This is a genomic window from Janthinobacterium glycogeni (genome assembly GCF_051380725.1).
Taxonomy (GTDB): domain Bacteria; phylum Pseudomonadota; class Gammaproteobacteria; order Burkholderiales; family Burkholderiaceae_D; genus Janthinobacterium.
Genome location: NZ_JBNYXP010000009.1, coordinates 1 through 17,077, shown reverse-complemented (window position 1 = coordinate 17,077; position 17,077 = coordinate 1). Strand labels below are relative to the sequence as shown.

Sequence of the window (17,077 nt, the reverse complement as noted above, 5' to 3'; positions counted from 1 at the left end):
GCGGATCCCAACCGGCGGTCCGGTCGACAGATAGGCGCAGCATAAAAGTCCTGCGTGGATGTTCCGTCAAAGAAATGTGGAGATTCGATGGAGAGCGCGAAGAATGCTAGACTATTTGCATGAACTATCATCACAGCGCCAGCCAGCCCTCGTTTCTTGCCACCACGCCCCCTTCCGCCCTCGTCCTGATCGCCGAAGATGAACCGCAAATCGCCCGCATCCTCGCCGGTTATCTCGAGCGCGACGGCTACCGCACGGCCTTCGCGCACGACGGCCAGGAAGCGCTGCAACAGCATCTGGCGCTGGCGCCGGACCTGCTGCTGCTCGACGTGCAGATGCCGCGTATCGACGGCTGGGGCGTGCTGGCCGAAGTGCGGCGGCGCGGCGAGACGCCCGTTATCATGCTGACGGCGCGCGACCAGGATGCCGACAAACTGGCCGCCCTGCGCGTGGGCGCCGACGACTACATCATCAAGCCCTTCAATCCGGCCGAAGTAGTGGCGCGCGTGGCGGCCGTGCTGCGCCGCTCGCGCGTGCGCCACCACCCCGTCGGCGGCCAGCGCCTGCGCTGCGGCCCCATCGAGATCGACCAGGAAACCTATGTGGCCAGCGTGCTGCGCGAAGGCGCGCCCGTGCCTTTGAGCCTGACCTTGACGGAGTTCCGCCTGCTGGCCCACCTGGCGCGCACGCCGCGCCGCGTCTGCAGCCGCCTGGAATTGCTGGAGTCATGCATGCCCGAGAGCAATTCCATGGAACGCACGGTGGACAGCCACGTCAGCAAGCTGCGCAAGAAGCTGGAAGAAGCGGGGGTGATGAACATGCCGGCCAGCCTGCGCGGCGTGGGCTACCGCCTGGAAAGCGAGCTCTGATGCGCTTCACGGGCTTGAACCGGCAGATCGTGCTGTCGATGTCCGTGCTGATGGTCAGCGGCATCCTGATCATCTGGATCGGTTCCTGGACCTTCTTCGCCATCGCCTTCAAGATCGATCCCGGCATGCTGTCCGACCCGGACGACTGGTCGCCGACGACGGCCGAATGGCTGTGGATCTTCGCCATCACCGTCTTCGGACTGGGGCTGGCCGCCTTTTCCGCCATCAAGCTCGCTGCGCGCATCCTCAAGCCGATCAATTCCGTGATGGACAGCGTGCGCCGCGTGGCCCATGGCGACCTGTCCGCGCGCGCCTTCGCGGGCGACCGCAGCCTGGGCGAGACGGCCATGCTGGTCGACGACTTCAACAGCATGGCCGAGCGCCTGCAGCGGGCGGCCAAGGAAAGCGAAACGTGGAATGCGGCCATCGCGCACGAATTGCGCACGCCCGTGACGATCCTGCGCGGCACCTTGCAAGGCGTCGTCGACGGCGTCTTCAAGCCCGAGGAAGTGCCGTTTTCCAGCCTGCTGGCGCAAGTCGAGGACCTGGGCCGCCTGATCGAGGACTTGCGCACCCTGAGCCTGGCCGACAGCGGCCACATGCAGCTGCGCATGGCGTGGACGGACCTGACCCTGGAAATCGAGGAAGTGGGCCGCCTGCTGGCGCAGGAGATGGAAGCGGCCGGCTTTACCCTGCAATTGCACCTGTCCGACCATCCCGTCTGCTGCGACGCGGCGCGCATCCGGCAAATCGTGCTGGCCCTGCTCGACAACGCGCGCCGCTATGCGCATCCGGGCCTGCTGCGCGTGCGCACCCGCGTGCAGGCCGGCCAGTACTACCTGAGCGTCGAGGATGCGGGCCCCGGCATTTCCAAGGAACTGGCGCCGCACGTGTTCGAGGCGTTCCGCCGCGGCGACAGCGACGGCGGCGACCTGAACGCGGGCAGCGGCCTGGGCCTGGCCGTGGTCGAAGCCATCGCGCGCGCGCACGGCGGCAGCGCCGCCTGCACGCGCGGCAAGGCGGGCGGCAGCGTGTTTACCGTCAAGTGGCCGGTCGAGCATGCGGCCCCGCCTGCCGGCTGACTATATCGCCGGCGCGCGCAGCATGTCGACAAAGGCGCGCAGCACGGCCGGCATCTGCCGCCGGCCGGGGTAGTACAGGAAGTAACGGGACGGCGGCGGCAGGCAGCGCTCCAGCACGCACGCCAGGCGCCCCGCCGCGATATCGGCGCGCGCGTCGGCTTCGTACACATACGCCAGTCCCGCCCCGTCGCGGGCCGCGCGCAGCATCAGTTCATCGTCATCGAACACCAGCGGCCCGCCGACGGCGATGCTGACGGCTTCCCCATCCTGCCCGAACTCCCACGCATACTGGCGCCCGCTGGGAAAGCGCCGGCCTATGCAGGCGTGCGCCAGCAAGTCGCGCGGCGTGCCTGGCGCCCCATGCGCCGCCAGGTAGACGGGCGACGCCACCACCACGAACGGCTGCGGCGCGCCCACGGGCACGGCGATCATGTCGGCCGCCACCTGTTCGCCGAAGCGGATGCCCGCGTCAAAACCGTCGCGCACGATATCGATCATGCCGTCATCGGTGACCACCTCGACCTGCACGCGTGGATAGCGCGCGACAAAACCGGCCAGCATGGGCGCGAGCAGCAGCCGCGCGGCCGGACGGGGCACGTTCAGGCGCAGCGTGCCTGCGGGAACATCCTGCAAGGCGCTCAAGTCCTGCAAGGCATCGTCGATTTCGCGAATGGCCGGCCCCAGCCGCGCCAGCAGCTGCCGCCCCGCCTCCGTCGGCGTGACGCTGCGCGTGGTGCGGTTCAGCAGGCGCACGCCCAGGCGCTCTTCCAGCGCGCGCAATGCGTGGCTGAGGGCGGAGGCGGACACGCCCCGTTCCAGCGCCGCCTTGCGAAAGCTGCGCAGGCGGGCGACAGCGGCAAAGGCCGTCAATTCATTCAGGTCAGTCATCATTCATGAGCCATATTCAGTAATACATGCAGGATTAGCGATCTTATCGCACGCAGTTCCTTCCAGCATACTGATTGCCTCTCTTTTGAAAAGGAATGACAATGGAACACAGAACATTGGGCAACTCCGGCTTGCGCGTCGCCCCTATCGGCCTGGGCTGCATGGGCATGAGCTTTGCCTATGGCGGCGCGGACGAGGCCACCTCGCTGCGCGTGCTGCACCGCGCCGTGGAGCTGGGCGTGACCCTGATCGACACGGCGGAAGTGTACGGCCCCTATGCCAACGAGGACTTAGTGGGCCGCGCCCTGAAACAGCTGCGCGGCAAGGTGAGCATCGCCACCAAGTTCGGCTTCAAGATCTTGCCGCACGGTACAGGCGTCGAGCGCATGGCCGGTGTCGACAGCCGCCCCGAACACATCGTGCAAGCCGTGGACGGTTCGCTGTCCCGGCTCGGCATCGAGTGCATCGACTTGCTGTACCAGCACCGCGTGGACCCGGCCGTGCCCATCGAAGAGGTCGTGGGCGTCATGGCCGAGCTGGTACGGGCGGGCAAGGTGCGCCACCTGGGGCTGTCGGAAGTGTCGGCCGCCACCCTGCGCCGCGCCCACGCCGTGCACCCGATTGCGGCCGTGCAGTCCGAATACTCGCTGTGGAGCCGCGACGTGGAAGCGGAAGTGCTGCCCGCCTGCCGAGAACTGGGCATCGGCTTGGTACCCTACAGCCCGCTGGGCCGGGGCTTCCTGACGGGGCGGCTCGCATCCAGCGCCGTGCTGGCGCCGGACGATTACCGCCACAGCCTGCCCCGCTTCCAGCCGCCGGCGATGGCGGCCAACGCGCACATGGTTGCCGGACTGCAGCGCCTGGCGGCGGCGCGCGGCGCCACGGCCGCCCAGCTGGCCCTGGCCTGGCTGCTGGCGCAAGGCGCTGACATCGTGCCGATTCCCGGCGCCCGCAGCCTGGCGCACCTGGAAGAGAACGTGGCCGCCGCGCGGATTACCCTGAGCGAAAGCGAGCTGGCCGCCATCGGCGCCGCCATCGCGCCCGCGAGCGTGCAAGGCGCGCGCTACCCGGACGTGGAACTTGCCATGGTTGGCCTGTAGACAACCGTACTCGAGTGCGCTAACTTGAGTACGAACGACAGTTCTTTTGCCCTTTGCACTTGAAATGGCTGAATCCGCTATCATTTCCAATCTGAACTATTCATTATGAAAGGGATTTACATGTCCGATTTGCTCGAAACACTGCAATGGCGCTACGCCACCAAGAAAATGGACCCGACGAAAACGGTGCCGCAAGACAAGGTCGAGCGCATCCTGGAAGCCGTGCGCCTGACGGCCAGCTCCAGCGGACTGCACCCTTATGAAGTGTTCGTCGTGACGAATCCGGCCCTGCGCGAGCAGATCAAGCCGCATGCGTGGAACCAGTCGCAAGTGACGGACGCCTCGCACCTGCTGGTGTTTGCCGCCTGGGACAATTACACGGTCGAACGCATCAACGCCCGCTTTGACCTGGTCAACACCGTGCGCGGCTTCAGGAATGAAGGCTGGGAAGCGTACCGCCAGCAAATCCTGGCCACGTATCCGCAGCGCGATGCCGAGACCAACTACCAGCACGCGGCGCGCCAGGCCTACATCGGCGTAGGCACGGCCCTGATCGCCGCGGCGCAGGAAAAAGTCGATTCGACGCCGATGGAAGGTTTTGACCCGGCCAAGGTCGACGACATCCTGAAGCTGCGCGAAAAAGGCTTGCGCTCCGTCGTCATGCTGCCGCTCGGCTACCGCGCCGACGAAGGCGACTGGCTGGTGGACCTGAAAAAAGTGCGCCCCGCGCGCGCGCAATTCATCACCGAGCTGGCGTAAGCGCCTCGATCGTGACTGAAAAGCGGATGCCCTCGCCGGCATCCGCTTTTTTTTCGTTCAAGCCGCCTGCGGAAAGCGCACCGTTACCTGCAGGCCCCGCCCCGCCTCGCCTTCGGCCAGCGCGATATCGGCCTGGTGGTGCTCGGCGATGTGGCGCACGATGGACAGGCCCAGGCCGCAGCCCCAGGCGTCGTTGCCGTCGGGGCGGAAGAAGCGGTCGAACAGCCGTGCATGGTGCTGGCTTGGCACGCCGGGGCCGTTGTCGGACACGCGCAGCAGGGGCCGCCCCCCTTCCAGCGCCGCCTGCAGATCGACCCGGCCGCCCTGCTGCGTGTAGCGCAAGGCGTTGTCGATCAGGTTATTCAGCAAGACCTGCAAGCCATCGGGATCGGCCTGCACCAGCACCGGGGCCGGCAGCGCATCCACTACGCCCAGGTCGATCGCGCGGCTGTCGGCCAGGGCGCTGTGGTCGGCCACGGCTGCTTCCAGCAACTGTCCCAGGTCCACCGTGTGCAGCTGGCTGGCCGTGAGCGCCGTTTCATGGCGCGCCAGGCTGAGCAATTGCCGTACGAGGTGCGTGCTGCGGTCCAGCCGTTCATGCAGCCGCGCCAGCGCCACCCGGCATTCTGCCTCGCTGCCGGCCCGTTCGGCCACCTGCAGCTGCAGTTTCAGCGCCGTCAGCGGCGAGCGCAATTCATGCGCGGCATCGGCGACAAAGGTGCGCTGCGCCGTCAGCGCCGCCTCGAACTGTCCCATCAGGCTGTTGAGCGCCAGCGCCACGGGCCGCAGTTCGGGCGGCATGTCGTCGGCCGCCAGCGGCGTCAGGGCGTCCGGCGAACGGCCCGCCACGGATTCGGCCAGCCGGTGCAGCGGCGCCAGCGCCCGTCCCACGACGGCGACGATCAGCAGCGCCAGGATCAGCGCGAACACCAGCAGGGGCGCGCCGGCGCGCATGGTCATCTGCCAGGCCAGTTGGTCGCGCACGGCCTGCGCCTGCGCCACCTGCACGTAGCGGCCGCGCCGCGTCTCGCCGTACAGGCGCCAGTCCTCGCCGTGCAAGCTGACATCGGCAAAGCCGGCCAGCGCATAGCGCGGCAATGCCGGCTGGCCCTGCAGGACGGGCAATGGCTGGCCGTCCTCGTCCCACGCCTGCAGCACGAACGCCTCTTCCGGCTCCTGCGCGGCGGCCAGGCCCGCCTGCGGCTCGAACTCGTCGGGCAAGGCCACGGCCAGCTGGCGCAGCTGCAAATCGGCCAGTTCATTGGTTTCTTCCAGCAGCGAGCGGAACAGCGAAATGCCGGCGCCGAGCACGCACAGCAAGGTAGCGGCCAGCAAACCGAGCAGTAATTGGCGGCGGATGGTCAGCAAGATGCCACCCGCATCTTGTAGCCCACGCCGCGCACGGTCTGGATGGCGTCCGCGCCCAGCTTCTTGCGCAGCTGGTAGACGTACACGTCGACGGTATTGCTTTCCACTTCGCAATCCCAGCCGTACAGCTTTTCGCTCAGCTGACGCTTCGACACCACCTTGCCCGGATGGTCGAGCAAGGCGCGCAGCACGGAAAACTCGCGCGGCGGCAGCTTGATCTGCTCGCCCTCGAACGTGACGTCGTGGCTGGCCAGGTCGAGGATCAGCGCGCCATGTTCGATGACGGAGCGCGAACGGCTGACGCGGCGGCGCAGCAGCGCGCGGATGCGCGCCAGCAGCTCGTCGAGGTCGAACGGTTTGACCAGGTAATCGTCGGCGCCGCTGTCGAGCCCTTCCACGCGGGCCGGCGTGCCGTCGCGCGCCGTGATGATCAGCACGGGCAACTCGGCGCCCCGCGCGCGCATGGCGCGCAGCACGTCCATGCCCTGCTTGCCGGGCAAGCCCAGGTCCAGCAGCATCAGATCGTAGGCGAACCCGACCAGCGCCAGCTCCGCATCGTGGCCGTCGCGCACCCAGTCCACGGCATAGCACTCGCCGCGCAAGCCCTCGACCAGGCTTTCCCCGATCATCGGATCGTCTTCCACCAGCAACACGCGCACCTGGGCCCCTCGCAGTCTTGAAAATACCGCTATCTTAACGTGGCTGGGGAAAGTGGGCTTGCGCCGGTCGAAGTCTCGCAAGCCCCGCTTGCGGCTCAAGGCAACGTTCCTTGCGGTGACCGTAACCGGCAGCGTGGACTACTGCATGTCCGGGACGGCAGCGCGCATGTCGGTGGGGATGATGATCGGTGATCGTAGGCGAACGGTTCGGCGCTGCCAGGCATGCCTTTCGACACGGGCCTGGCAGGCCGGCGACAGACCCTGGCGGATGCAGGGCCTGCGCGGGTGCAGCAGGACGCTTACTGCGCCAGGTAGCGTTCCGAACGCGGGCCGTACAGCAGGCCGTTCGGCACACCGGCCGACAGCAGGCGCGCATTCGCCGTGCCGGCGATAGGATGGCTGGCATCGGTGCTGGTGTTGATGATCTGCTTGACCGCCGCCGTCACCAGGGCGCCGATCAGGCCGCTGCCACCGCTGTTATTGCCTTCGTTGCTAGACGCGCTGGCTGCGCCCTGCCACAGCAAGGCGCCCGTCTTCAGGTCGACCAGCTTGGCATCGACCGCCACCACCGTCACGCTGTCGATCACGGTGTACGTCGTGCCGTACTTGGAAATCGTCACGTACAGGCCGGCATCGGCGCCAAAGATCTCGTTGAGCTTCTTGGCATCGACGCCGTGGATATCGGCCGCATTCGTCAAGCCGTTCTGCTTGAAGGTTTCACCGACCACAGCCACCGGCAGCACATAGTAGCCCGCTTCGGCCAGCGGATACGTCACTTGCGCGTAGACGCTGTTGCCGGCATTGACTTCCGGCGAGTTGTTCAACGGCGGCAAGACCACGATGGAACGGGGCTTGGCGGCCTTGAAGGCCGTATAGTCATACGCGGCCTGCTTGGTGGCGCAACCGACCATGAAGATGGCGGGACCCAGGCACAGGGCCATTTTCAACATGCGCGACATCATAATTTCTCGCCTTTTTTCAATTTACCCAACAGGAAGTCCATGTACGGCGTCGATTCCGGGAAAAGTTTCTTCTCGTCTTCGAATTGCGCGGCGACCTGCTCCGGCTTGCCGGCGATCGAGTACAGCATGCCCAGGTGGGCATGGAAGCCCGGCGGCGCGTGATTGCCTTTCGCAGCGATCACTTGCAGGTCTTTTTCCATGGCGGCCATCTGCTGCTCCGGGCTTTCGCCCTTCAGGTATTCGTACACTTGCGGCTGGTAGCCTTCCCATTGGTACAGGGTCTTCGATTGCGTGGCGCAACCGGTCAGGGCGGCACAGGCGAGCATAGCCAGCAGGGCTGCGCCCTTGTTCATCATTGTTGTCATGGGATACCTTATTGTTTGCGCAATGCGCCCGCTTCGACGCCGGCCACCAGGCGCTCGACCGCTTCGCGCATGGCCAGGTCCAGGACTTTGCCGTTGAGGGTCGCGTCATAGCTGGCGGTGCCGCCAAAACCCAGCACTTCGCGGTTCGACAGGCTGTATTCGCCGGCGCCGCCGGCCGAATACACGACCTCGGACGTAGCGATATTGACGACATTCAAGGTGACTTTGGCATACGCCACTTGCGTCTTGCCGCGCCCCATGATGCCGAACAATTGCTTGTCGCCCACTTCCTTGCGGCCGAATTCGGTCACGTCGCCGGTGACGACGAAGTCCGCGCCCTTGATGTTCTGGCCTTGCTTCTTGAAGTCCGCTTCCTGCTTGAGTTCGGCCATGTTGTCGCGGTCGAGGACGTTGAAGCGGTTGGACGTCTGCAGGTGTGCGATCAGGATCGTCTTCGACTGGCTGCCCAGGCGGTCGACGCCATCGGAAAAGATGCCGCGCATGAAGTTGGAGCGGTTGTCGAACTTGCCGACAGCGATCAGCGTGCGTGGACCAACGTAAGGTCGGGCCGCGCTGGCGACTGTGGGAACAGCCAGGGCTTGCGACGATTCGGAAGCGCAGCCAGCCAACGCCGCACCAATCAGCGCTGCCATCAACAACGCGCCAGGTTTATTCTTGTTCATAGTGCCCTTAAGATATGGAGGATCAGGAGCAACCCGCAAAATTGAATTTTGGCAAGTTAATTTCCTAATTGCAATTATATGGGATTGCATGTCTCACAATTCTCTCCAAAAGTAACGATGGCAAAGATCGCATTGTTCCCGCCATTTCCAGACGCGGTCCTGCTTGACTTCCCGGGTCCGATTCATTAACTTGGCAGTAAAGTAGAAGGAAACAGCAACGGCGCGCCGTCAGCGCCGCATGCCACTGCCGGCCACAGAACCTTGTCCGCCACCGCACGCTCACCTGGATGGACCCCAAGGCCATGCCGACATACGATCGTTCCCCGTCCCATCCGCTGGCCACGGCGCTGGCGCTCTCGCTGGGCGCCGCCGTCGCCCTGGGCCTGTCGCGCTTTTCCTATGGCTTGCTGCTGCCGCCCATGCGTGCCGATCTGGGCTGGTCCTACCTGCTGGCCGGGGCCATGAACACCTTCAATGCGCTCGGCTATTTTCTCGGCGCCCTGGCCACGCCGGCGCTGATGCGCCGCCTGGGCGTGTGGCGCTTGCTGATCGCCGGCTGCCTGCTGGCCAGCGTCTTCATGCTGATGTCGGGCCTGGTCAGCGATACGGCCGCCCTGTTCCTGCAGCGCGTGTGCGCGGGCGTGGCCAGCGCCTTCATCTTCATCGCCGGCGGCGTGCTGGCGGCGCGGCTCGGTGCCATGCACAGCCAGCGCGCCGGCTTCTACATCGGCCTGTATTACGGCGGCACGGGCTTCGGCATCGCGCTGTCGGCCCTGCTGGTGCCGGCGGCATTGGCCGCCGCGCAAGAGCACGGCGCCGCGCATGCCTGGCAATGGCCGTGGCTGGCCCTGGGACTCGCCTGCCTGGCCGCCACCGCCCTCATGGCCCTGCCAGCCAAAACGATCGGCGAAGCGCCGCGCGCCCTCGACACGCCGCGGCCCTTCGCCTGGCGCGACTTTTCTCCCAGCCTGGCCGGCTATTTCATGTTTGGCGTCGGCTACATCGGCTACATGACCTTCGTCATCGCCCTGCTCAAGCAGCAAGGCATGAGTGCCAACCTGATCACCGTGTTCTACACCCTATTGGGGCTGGCGGTGGTGGCGTCGTCGCGCATCTGGGCGCGCATGCTGGACCGCTACAAAGGCGGCGAATCGCTGGCGATCCTGAATGGCGTACTGGGCGCAGTCACCATCCTGCCCGCACTGACGAGCTTTGCACCCGTCGTGTTCCTTTCCGGCCTGGTCTTCGGCGCCGTGTTCCTGTCGGCGGTGGCGTCGACCACGGCCCTGGTGCGGCATAATTTGCCGCAGCAATCCTGGACGGCCGGCATCAGCGCCTACACGACGGTGTTCGCGCTGGGCCAGATCATCGGCCCCATGGTGGTCGGCGGGATCGCCGACGGCCCGGCCGGACTGGAACGGGGCTTGATCGCCTCAGCCATCGCCCTGTTCATCGGCGCGGCATTGGCATCGCGGCAAAAAGCGCTGGCGGCGGGCGTGTGAGCGGCTGTCTTCATCTGGCGCCCTTGTTGGAATCCCACGCCCCCGCATACACCATCGGCTCCGATATAAAAATCACATGTATTTTTCAATATGGTTTAATAATGGACATTATCAGGCGGAGCACCGAGAAGCCGAACCGATATGATTAAAACTTGAGGGCCAATTCTTCAACATCAATGGATTAAACCTGTCCAATTTCAAATTTCGCCACCGATTTCAGGCGCACGAGAAATAAATAGCCGTCCCCCGGTGACTGGCGACAAGGTCAGTCAAGCGGAGAAGGCTCGGCTGCAACTACGGTGTGCCAAGCCATCCGCACGGGACAACGGCCTTGCCGGCATCATTGTTCAACTTGCCGGGCCTATTCCGGTGTCTACGAGGTAAAAATGCAAGATCATAGTCAAAGGGCAACAGCAATCCCTCATCGTCAGATCAGGGCTGCCTACGACGAAGCAACCATACGCGTATATCAAGCCTATTCCGATGTAATCGCAGAGGCGGCTCTGGCGCATGGCACATTCACCTCGCCGCCATTTAAGATGGAACGCATGACCTGGATTAAGCCATCTTTTTTATGGATGATGTATCGCGCCGGATGGGGATTCAAAGACGTCGGACAAAAACGTATTCTGGCGATCGATATCAGCAGATCAGGATTTGAATGGGCACTGGAGCACGGCTGCCTGAGTCACGCAGACGCGTCCATCAGCAAGGATGAATGGGCAGAGAGAAAAGAAGCATCACCCGTGCGCATTCAGTGGGATCCGGAACGGGATCTGCTGTTGCAGCCGCAACTGCACAGAGCCATTCAGATTGGCCTCGGCAAAGAAGCCGTTGAACTTTATGTACAGAAATGGATTACAAGGATAGAGGACGTGACGCCACTGGCCCACGCCATTCACGGATTGCTTATTCAAGAGAAGTTAGAGGAAGCTAGGCACCTGCTGCCGAAAGAGAGACCGTACTCGTCAGCATTCCATCAGTCCTGAGCGCCGGCAGTAGCTATATGCTGATTGCGGTTCTCCGTCATCGGCGCCGTGCCGGCCTGGCGGAAAATGCGTTTGCGCCGACCGCATAGTAGACTAAAGGCATAGCCCACCTTCGCGGAAAGAACACGATGAATACCGATACCCGAAAACTCCCGCCAACGATGGATGCCGAAACATTGGCATTCATCCAGGGCCTGTTTGCCCTGGTGCGCGAAGGCGATACGCTGCAACTGGGCGCCATGGTCGCCCAGGGCGTCCCGGTCAACTTCCGCAACGAAAAAGGCGACAGCCTGATCATGCTGGCCAGCTACCATGGCCACCTGGAAACGTCTCGCCTGCTGCTCGAGGCGGGCGCCGACGCCGACGTGCCCAACGACCAGGGCCAGACGCCGCTGGCCGGCGTGGCCTACAAGGGCTACCAGGACATCGCCGAATTGCTGCTCCAGCACGGCGCCAGCGTGGATGGCGCCAGCCCGGACGGCAAGACACCGTTGATGATGGCCGCCATGTTCAACCGCCTCGCCATCCTCGACCTGCTGCTGCAACACGGCGCCCGCATCGATGCCGTGGACAGCCGCGGCATGAGCGCCGTCTCGTTAGCCAAATCCATGAATGCGCAGGAAACCCTGGCACGGCTGGTCGGCTTGGGACAGACGGCTTAGCCGATGCAGGTTTCGCCGGCGGTTTTGCGACTCCCCCTAGCTAAAAAGCTAAAATCAGCAGCTTGGCTATCTCACGGATCCGGCACTGCCTTAAGGTGCCCGATGGGAGATTTCATTCGATGGTCAACGAGCTGGCTAAGCGCTTGATTTTTCAGCGCTTTCCAAACCATTCAGTTGCCGACACCCTCAAAAATACCCTCACCTGCAAAATCCGCTATTGCCGGTTTGTCGCGGCCGGGATAGGAGACACCAAGGCCAAGAGCAGACCTTCACCGTGTGAGCAACGTTAGCCGCTGCTTTGAGAGGTCGAGTGTCCCCAGCTTGATGTCCGCTTTGCGTTTTTACACAGCTTGGGCCGAAAGCGGCCTGTCATTTTGGTTGGAAAACCCTTCAAAGATGCGCCATCGGCTTAGGGGGCTATTTTTTCCGTTTTTCCCCTTCTCTCCTCTTTGATCCTGACGTCAAGCCCGGTAATGAGAAGATCGAGGCCCAGCTCGAATCGTGCATCAAAATCCATATCAAACAGATCGTCCATCGCTGCCAGAGCATGAGGATAGCGATGGGCCGCCAGCGCTGCAAATTGCTCCCGTTGCCGTTCGATGTTCGCGGATTCTGCCTTCAGATGCACCAGCGGCTGCTCTTCCGTTACGAAACCAGTCACGTAATAGAGGATGCTGAAAGCACCCCAGGACGCTAGGCGAGTCGAGGCCCCCGCCTCGCATAAAGGGGCGATTAATGCCTCGGCAACACGGAAGACATTGTCGGTGGTGACATACGTGCCTGCGTAGACGCGTGCACCGTCACGTCGCTTGAGTAGCGCACGCCGGATGTCGTGCGCGGTTGCGCTGACCGCAACGGGCCAGCTGGGCGACCGAGCTGGCCCGGCCAATTCCTTGCGGGCGACCCCTTCCATCAAAGCATCCGCCATGCCATCCATCAAAGCCTGTTTGTTGGTGAAATGCCAATAAAGCGACGCTGCTTTAATATCTAGTTTTTGGGCAAGACGGCGCATTGTAAGACCATCGATACCTACTTCGTCGAGCAGATCCAAAGCGGCTGCGATCACGGTTTCACGTTGAATTTTCATACTTATCAGTTTCGTGTTTGACAGGCTAACGTCGTTAGTTTAACATGAAATTTTTACCTAACAACGTTAGATTGGAGTGCGAAATGAAACTTGATAATGCTGATGTAATCGTGGTGGGCGCAGGCCCTGTTGGCTTGACCCTGGCGTGTGAGTTGCGGCTCGCTGGCCTGCATGTCACCGTGCTGGAGCGGCGTGCGGAGCCGATAGCACAATCGCGTGCCCTTACCATGCACGGCAGGACGGTGGAAATGCTGGCACAGCGGGGCGTGGCCGATCGCTTCTTGGAACGTGGGAAAAAGATTCCCATGGGGCACTTTGCCGGTCTTGACACTCGCCTCGATTTCTCTGTTCTTGACACCACGTTTCCGTATACCTTGTTCATCCCACAGAGTGTGACGGAGCAATTACTGGAGGCATGGGCAAATGAGCTTGGCGTCGCGGTGCGCCGAAACGCCACGGTGGAAGGCATCGTTGAAACGTCGACCGGCGTTTTTGTGAAAGGCCGACAAAGCGGCAGCCCTTTCGGCCTTTCTTGCAGCTATGTGATCGGTGCGGACGGTGCGCGCAGCCTGGTACGCCAGAACGCGGGCATCGCGTTCGATGGCTTGCCGGCCACAAAGACCGCCATGCTGGGCGACGTTTGTCTCGGTACGCCGCCCGCCACACCAATTCTTAGTATGACTAACGCTGCAGGGGGCTTGATGGTGGTCCCATTGAGCACGGGCATGCACCGGGTGATAGTGGTCGATGCGGAGCGGATGGGTGTGCCTGCGGCCACGCCCGTGACGCTCGACGAGTTATCGACTTCGGCCCGCAGGGTGGCAGGTCAGGACTTCGGCCTGCATACACCGCAATGGCTGTCGCGCTTTTCGAACGAAACCCGTCTCGCCGCCGCTTACCGCAAAGATCGCTTCCTGCTGGTCGGTGATGCCGCACATATTCATCTTCCCGCCGGCGGACAGGGCATGAATGTGGGCATGCAGGACGCGATGAACCTGGGCTGGAAGCTCGCTGGCGTTGTGCGAGGGTACGCTCCCGACTCCCTGCTCGACAGCTACCATCACGAGCGACACGCCGTGGGAGCGGCACTGTACGACAACACCTTGGCGCAAAGCGCGTTGATGATGAATTCGTTCGATGCACCGGGACTGAAGCTGCGAGAGATGTTCAGTGAGCTGATGAAAATCCCTGCGCTCAATGCAGCGCTCGCACATGATCTGTCCGGCTACGGTATTCGATACGATGCCCCTCTCACCGAGGTTTCGCAAGGGTGGCTCGTCTTGCCGGACTGGACCGGGCGACGGCTATCCGACTGGCAGTTGCAACTCAGTAACGGTAGCCTGGCCTCGCTATTCAGTTTTTTGCGAACCGGCCGTTGGGTGCTATTACAAATGACGAATTGCGAAGGCGGCAACTACATGCCCCAACTTGATGCTAGATGGATCGGCACGGTCAAGGCGGTTCCCGTGAACCGCCACGCAACACCAGCCGGCGTGCATGCCTTGCTCATTCGACCAGACGGGTATGTGGATCATGCCGTCGCACATAAGTAAAGCGTATGCTGCCTACCGTCACGCCGAATCCGCGATGAATGGCTACTTTGGATCCTATGGCGTTGAAAAACTCCAGTTGAGCAAGCGACCTTTACGATTTGCCGCTGTCTAAGCAAAGAAAAGACGGAGGCTGCGATGATGGGACGTCAGGAAACCAAACGGACGCTGTTCGTCTTGATTAGTCTGAACGAATGCGTTCCCGAAGACCATCTACTGAGAGCGGTGGACCAGTACCTCGACCTGACCGGGTTTCGCGAGAACTTGGCTCAGTCGTACCGCCATACTGGTCGGCCATCAGTCGACCCCGAGCTCATGGCCCGCATGCTGATCATTGGTTACTGCTAGGGCATACGTTCTTAGCGGAAGCTGTGCGAAGAAGTCGGCATGAATCTGGCATACCGCTGGTTCTTTGTATTGAACCCGGTCCGGGCGCACATGGTCGTGTTACCCGATGAGTGGCACTGGAGCAGTCATCGCTATTTTTTGGATGACGCGCCAGCTCCGTGCTCGTTGGCGCGTGACTGGCTCTGAGCCAGTTTGGCGCTACGCGCGACGAGGCCATCCCAGCGTACTGCCGGTTTGTCGCAGGCGGGATGGGCGAGGCGAATCCTCTCTCTCGCATCTGCCACCAGATTCTTCTTGGCGATGAGGCCTTCGTTTCGGCACATCAGCGATCGCAGCGTTTCGCAGCCTTCAGAGATACGCCAAGGCAGCAACGCCGCGCTGTCGCGCTGTCACTAGCACAATATCAAGCCCGCTATAGCGACAGAGACGAGGCCATGGCACGCGCCTATCTGTCAACCGCTTTTACCATGTCCCACATCGCCGCCGCTTTTCACGTGTCTAGCAGAACAATCAGTCGGGCCGTAGCGGCATTTGATAAAGCGCAAGATGCTGCAAAGCGCGACGGCCAGGGCTGAGATCGTGTACGAATGCCGGACCTGACCCTGGCTCCCGCTGACCCTGGCTCCCGGTCGAGCCGATGTTAGCCTACAGCGCAGGCCAAAGGCAGGTCTGCCATTCAGGCACGATCTTAACAGTGCATACCGATAATCTTAGATCATCGGAAAAACTCAACCTTTCATTATTTCACCTTCCCATTTTTTCAAAAGAATAGAAAATTTTTCCCTGTCAGGATTTGAAAATGGGCACGCCGATATTGATTTAGATACTATGAGGAATAATTTCACCCTCAATGCTTCATCATCATTAAAGCCGTACAAGCCTGCAAGAGTTTGAAAATATCCATCTCTATTTTTAATTATTTCAAAAAAATCATCTTCTCTTGAGTCAGTCACCCCAATTAATATTGTCTCATGAATTGGGTTGGTTAAATCCACCAATGAGAAATCATCAAAAAAACCTTCAAATTGCGCCCTAATGCGACGTATTTTTTTAAAAAATTGAGGGTTTTTTGCTGCAAAACTGAGAGAAATTTTCATATTATCAATGATTTACTGGATTATACGGAGGACGTTTTTCGAGAGACGGGGTCACGAGAGACGGGGTCAGGTCCGCCATTCCAACGCGGCCTCAGCCATGCCGACATTCAAACCTCTCCGCAATCTCAGTACCGATGTATATAGCTCCGGTACCGTCTACCGCATGACACGACCACTGCAACTTGAGTTCGCCGGTGGCCTCTACCACGTTACTGCGCGCGGCGACCGGCGCGGCGCCATTTACCTGGACGATACCAATCACCTTGCCTGGCAAGAAGTGCTTGCGTTGGTATGTGAGCGGCACCATTTTGTCGTGCATAGCTTTTGCCAAATAAACAATCATTATCATCTGCTCGTTGAAACGGTCGAGGCGAATCTGTCGCAGGGCATGCGCCAACTGAACGGCTTATATACCCAGCATTTTAATCGGCACCACAAGCTTGTAGGACACGTATTGCAAGGTCGCTACAAAGCTATCTTGGTGCAGAAAGAAAACTACCTGTTGAAATTGGCCCGCTACATCGTCTTGAATCCAGTCCGGGCGCACATGGTGGCATCCCCCGATGACTGGTACTGGAGCAGCCATCACTACGTTTTGGACGATGCATTACCTCCATGCTGGTTGACGCGTGACTGGCTCTTGAACCAGTTTGGCACTACGCGCGACGAGGCAGTCCCTGCTTATTGCCGGTTTATCGCGGCCGGAATGGGCGAGGCGAGCCCGCTCGCACGCACCTGCCACCAGATTCTTCTAGGCGATGACACCTTCATTTCAGCACATCAGCAATCGCAGCGCTTCGCAGCATTCAGAGATACACCAAGGCAGCAGCGCCGCGCTGTCAGGCTGACATTAGCGCACTATCAAGCCCTCTATAGCAGCAGAGACGAGGCAATGGCATACGCTTATCTACCAACCGCTTTTCCATGTCTCATGTCGCCGCCGCTTTTCATGTATCGAACAGGACAGTCAGCCAGGCCGTATCGGCATTTAGAGCGCCTAACAAAACGTCGTCCAGAGAAACAAACGGCCCCGAAGTTGGTCAAACCCACCTGACATTGTTTTCGGGAGGCGCGCCATGGCCAACGCCCTTCTTCCTGACGACCTGT

The 17,077-nt window shown here is 61.6% G+C and carries 17 protein-coding genes and 1 pseudogene; 10 read left to right on the top strand and 8 right to left on the bottom strand.

The window, feature by feature from the left end; all coding sequences use genetic code 11:
• Nucleotides 1-119: 119 nt before the first annotated feature.
• Both ACQ4W4_RS20210 and ACQ4W4_RS20205 read left to right on the top strand, forming a co-directional pair.
• Nucleotides 120-869 (top strand): response regulator, encoded by a 750-nt coding sequence (locus ACQ4W4_RS20210; RefSeq protein ID WP_436543464.1) that lies wholly within the window; start codon nt 120-122, stop codon nt 867-869.
• Complete coding sequence (locus ACQ4W4_RS20205; RefSeq protein WP_436543463.1) at nt 869-1,951, top strand: ATP-binding protein; 1,083 nt, start codon at nt 869-871, stop codon at nt 1,949-1,951. Before ACQ4W4_RS20210 ends, ACQ4W4_RS20205 begins: the two co-directional genes overlap by 1 nt.
• On the opposite strand, the gene ACQ4W4_RS20200 is transcribed toward ACQ4W4_RS20205, so the two are convergent.
• The gene (locus ACQ4W4_RS20200; protein ID WP_436543462.1) at nt 1,952-2,842 is read right to left on the bottom strand and encodes a LysR family transcriptional regulator; all 891 of its coding nucleotides are present in this window, start codon (nt 2,840-2,842) and stop codon (nt 1,952-1,954) included.
• A 98-nt stretch (nt 2,843-2,940) separates the two neighbouring features.
• Between ACQ4W4_RS20200 and ACQ4W4_RS20195 the strand changes: the two genes are divergently transcribed.
• Nucleotides 2,941-3,939 carry an aldo/keto reductase gene (locus ACQ4W4_RS20195; RefSeq protein ID WP_436543461.1) on the top strand — a complete coding sequence of 333 codons (999 nt, stop codon included), beginning with the start codon at nt 2,941-2,943 and terminating at the stop codon, nt 3,937-3,939.
• A gap of 120 nt (nt 3,940-4,059) precedes the next feature.
• Complete coding sequence (locus tag ACQ4W4_RS20190) at nt 4,060-4,698, top strand: NAD(P)H-dependent oxidoreductase (RefSeq protein WP_436543460.1); 639 nt, start codon at nt 4,060-4,062, stop codon at nt 4,696-4,698.
• 57 nt (nt 4,699-4,755) lie between these two features.
• On the opposite strand, the gene ACQ4W4_RS20185 is transcribed toward ACQ4W4_RS20190, so the two are convergent.
• The 5 genes from ACQ4W4_RS20185 to ACQ4W4_RS20165 form a co-directional block, all read right to left on the bottom strand.
• Complete coding sequence (locus tag ACQ4W4_RS20185) at nt 4,756-6,066, bottom strand: ATP-binding protein (protein ID WP_436543459.1); 1,311 nt, start codon at nt 6,064-6,066, stop codon at nt 4,756-4,758.
• Nucleotides 6,060-6,725: a response regulator transcription factor gene (locus tag ACQ4W4_RS20180; RefSeq protein ID WP_436543458.1), complete on the bottom strand. Its 666-nt coding sequence runs from the start codon at nt 6,723-6,725 to the stop codon at nt 6,060-6,062. The genes ACQ4W4_RS20185 and ACQ4W4_RS20180 overlap by 7 nt, the downstream gene beginning before the upstream one ends.
• Before the next feature lie 299 nt (nt 6,726-7,024).
• Nucleotides 7,025-7,687 (bottom strand): DUF799 domain-containing protein, encoded by a 663-nt coding sequence (locus tag ACQ4W4_RS20175; protein WP_436543457.1) that lies wholly within the window; start codon nt 7,685-7,687, stop codon nt 7,025-7,027.
• Nucleotides 7,684-8,043, bottom strand: coding sequence for a DUF4810 domain-containing protein (locus tag ACQ4W4_RS20170; protein ID WP_205602385.1), 360 nt, complete (start codon nt 8,041-8,043; stop codon nt 7,684-7,686). Before ACQ4W4_RS20170 ends, ACQ4W4_RS20175 begins: the two co-directional genes overlap by 4 nt.
• 17 nt (nt 8,044-8,060) lie before the next feature.
• Nucleotides 8,061-8,735 (bottom strand): CsgG/HfaB family protein, encoded by a 675-nt coding sequence (locus ACQ4W4_RS20165; RefSeq protein ID WP_070313143.1) that lies wholly within the window; start codon nt 8,733-8,735, stop codon nt 8,061-8,063.
• Nucleotides 8,736-9,037: 302 nt separating this feature from the next.
• On the opposite strand from ACQ4W4_RS20165, the gene ACQ4W4_RS20160 reads away from it, so the two are divergent.
• From ACQ4W4_RS20160 to ACQ4W4_RS20150, 3 genes are all read left to right on the top strand, one after another.
• A complete protein-coding gene (locus ACQ4W4_RS20160; protein ID WP_436543456.1) occupies nt 9,038-10,237 on the top strand; it encodes a YbfB/YjiJ family MFS transporter in 1,200 nt (399 codons plus the stop codon).
• A 386-nt stretch (nt 10,238-10,623) separates the two neighbouring features.
• Complete coding sequence (locus ACQ4W4_RS20155) at nt 10,624-11,226, top strand: DUF4291 domain-containing protein (RefSeq protein WP_436543455.1); 603 nt, start codon at nt 10,624-10,626, stop codon at nt 11,224-11,226.
• A gap of 128 nt (nt 11,227-11,354) precedes the next feature.
• Nucleotides 11,355-11,888, top strand: coding sequence for an ankyrin repeat domain-containing protein (locus ACQ4W4_RS20150; protein ID WP_436543454.1), 534 nt, complete (start codon nt 11,355-11,357; stop codon nt 11,886-11,888).
• A gap of 409 nt (nt 11,889-12,297) precedes the next feature.
• Here the strand turns inward: ACQ4W4_RS20150 and ACQ4W4_RS20145 are convergent, their stop codons facing one another.
• Nucleotides 12,298-12,975 (bottom strand): TetR/AcrR family transcriptional regulator C-terminal domain-containing protein, encoded by a 678-nt coding sequence (locus ACQ4W4_RS20145; protein WP_436543453.1) that lies wholly within the window; start codon nt 12,973-12,975, stop codon nt 12,298-12,300.
• A gap of 83 nt (nt 12,976-13,058) precedes the next feature.
• Here ACQ4W4_RS20145 and ACQ4W4_RS20140 point away from each other — a divergent pair, with 83 nt between their 5' ends.
• Together ACQ4W4_RS20140 and ACQ4W4_RS20135 are read left to right on the top strand one after the other, a co-directional pair.
• Nucleotides 13,059-14,528, top strand: a complete 1,470-nt coding sequence (locus tag ACQ4W4_RS20140; protein ID WP_436543452.1) for an FAD-dependent oxidoreductase — start codon at nt 13,059-13,061, stop codon at nt 14,526-14,528.
• Nucleotides 14,529-14,663: 135 nt separating this feature from the next.
• Nucleotides 14,664-14,885 (top strand): annotated as a pseudogene (locus tag ACQ4W4_RS20135) (transposase); the annotation flags it as partial.
• 716 nt (nt 14,886-15,601) lie between these two features.
• On the opposite strand, the gene ACQ4W4_RS20130 reads toward ACQ4W4_RS20135, so the two are convergent.
• Nucleotides 15,602-15,970, bottom strand: a complete 369-nt coding sequence (locus tag ACQ4W4_RS20130; RefSeq protein ID WP_436543451.1) for a hypothetical protein — start codon at nt 15,968-15,970, stop codon at nt 15,602-15,604.
• Nucleotides 15,971-16,067: 97 nt separating this feature from the next.
• On the opposite strand from ACQ4W4_RS20130, the gene ACQ4W4_RS20125 reads away from it, so the two are divergent.
• Nucleotides 16,068-17,024: a transposase gene (locus ACQ4W4_RS20125; protein ID WP_436543450.1), complete on the top strand. Its 957-nt coding sequence runs from the start codon at nt 16,068-16,070 to the stop codon at nt 17,022-17,024.
• Nucleotides 17,025-17,077 lie beyond the last annotated feature (53 nt).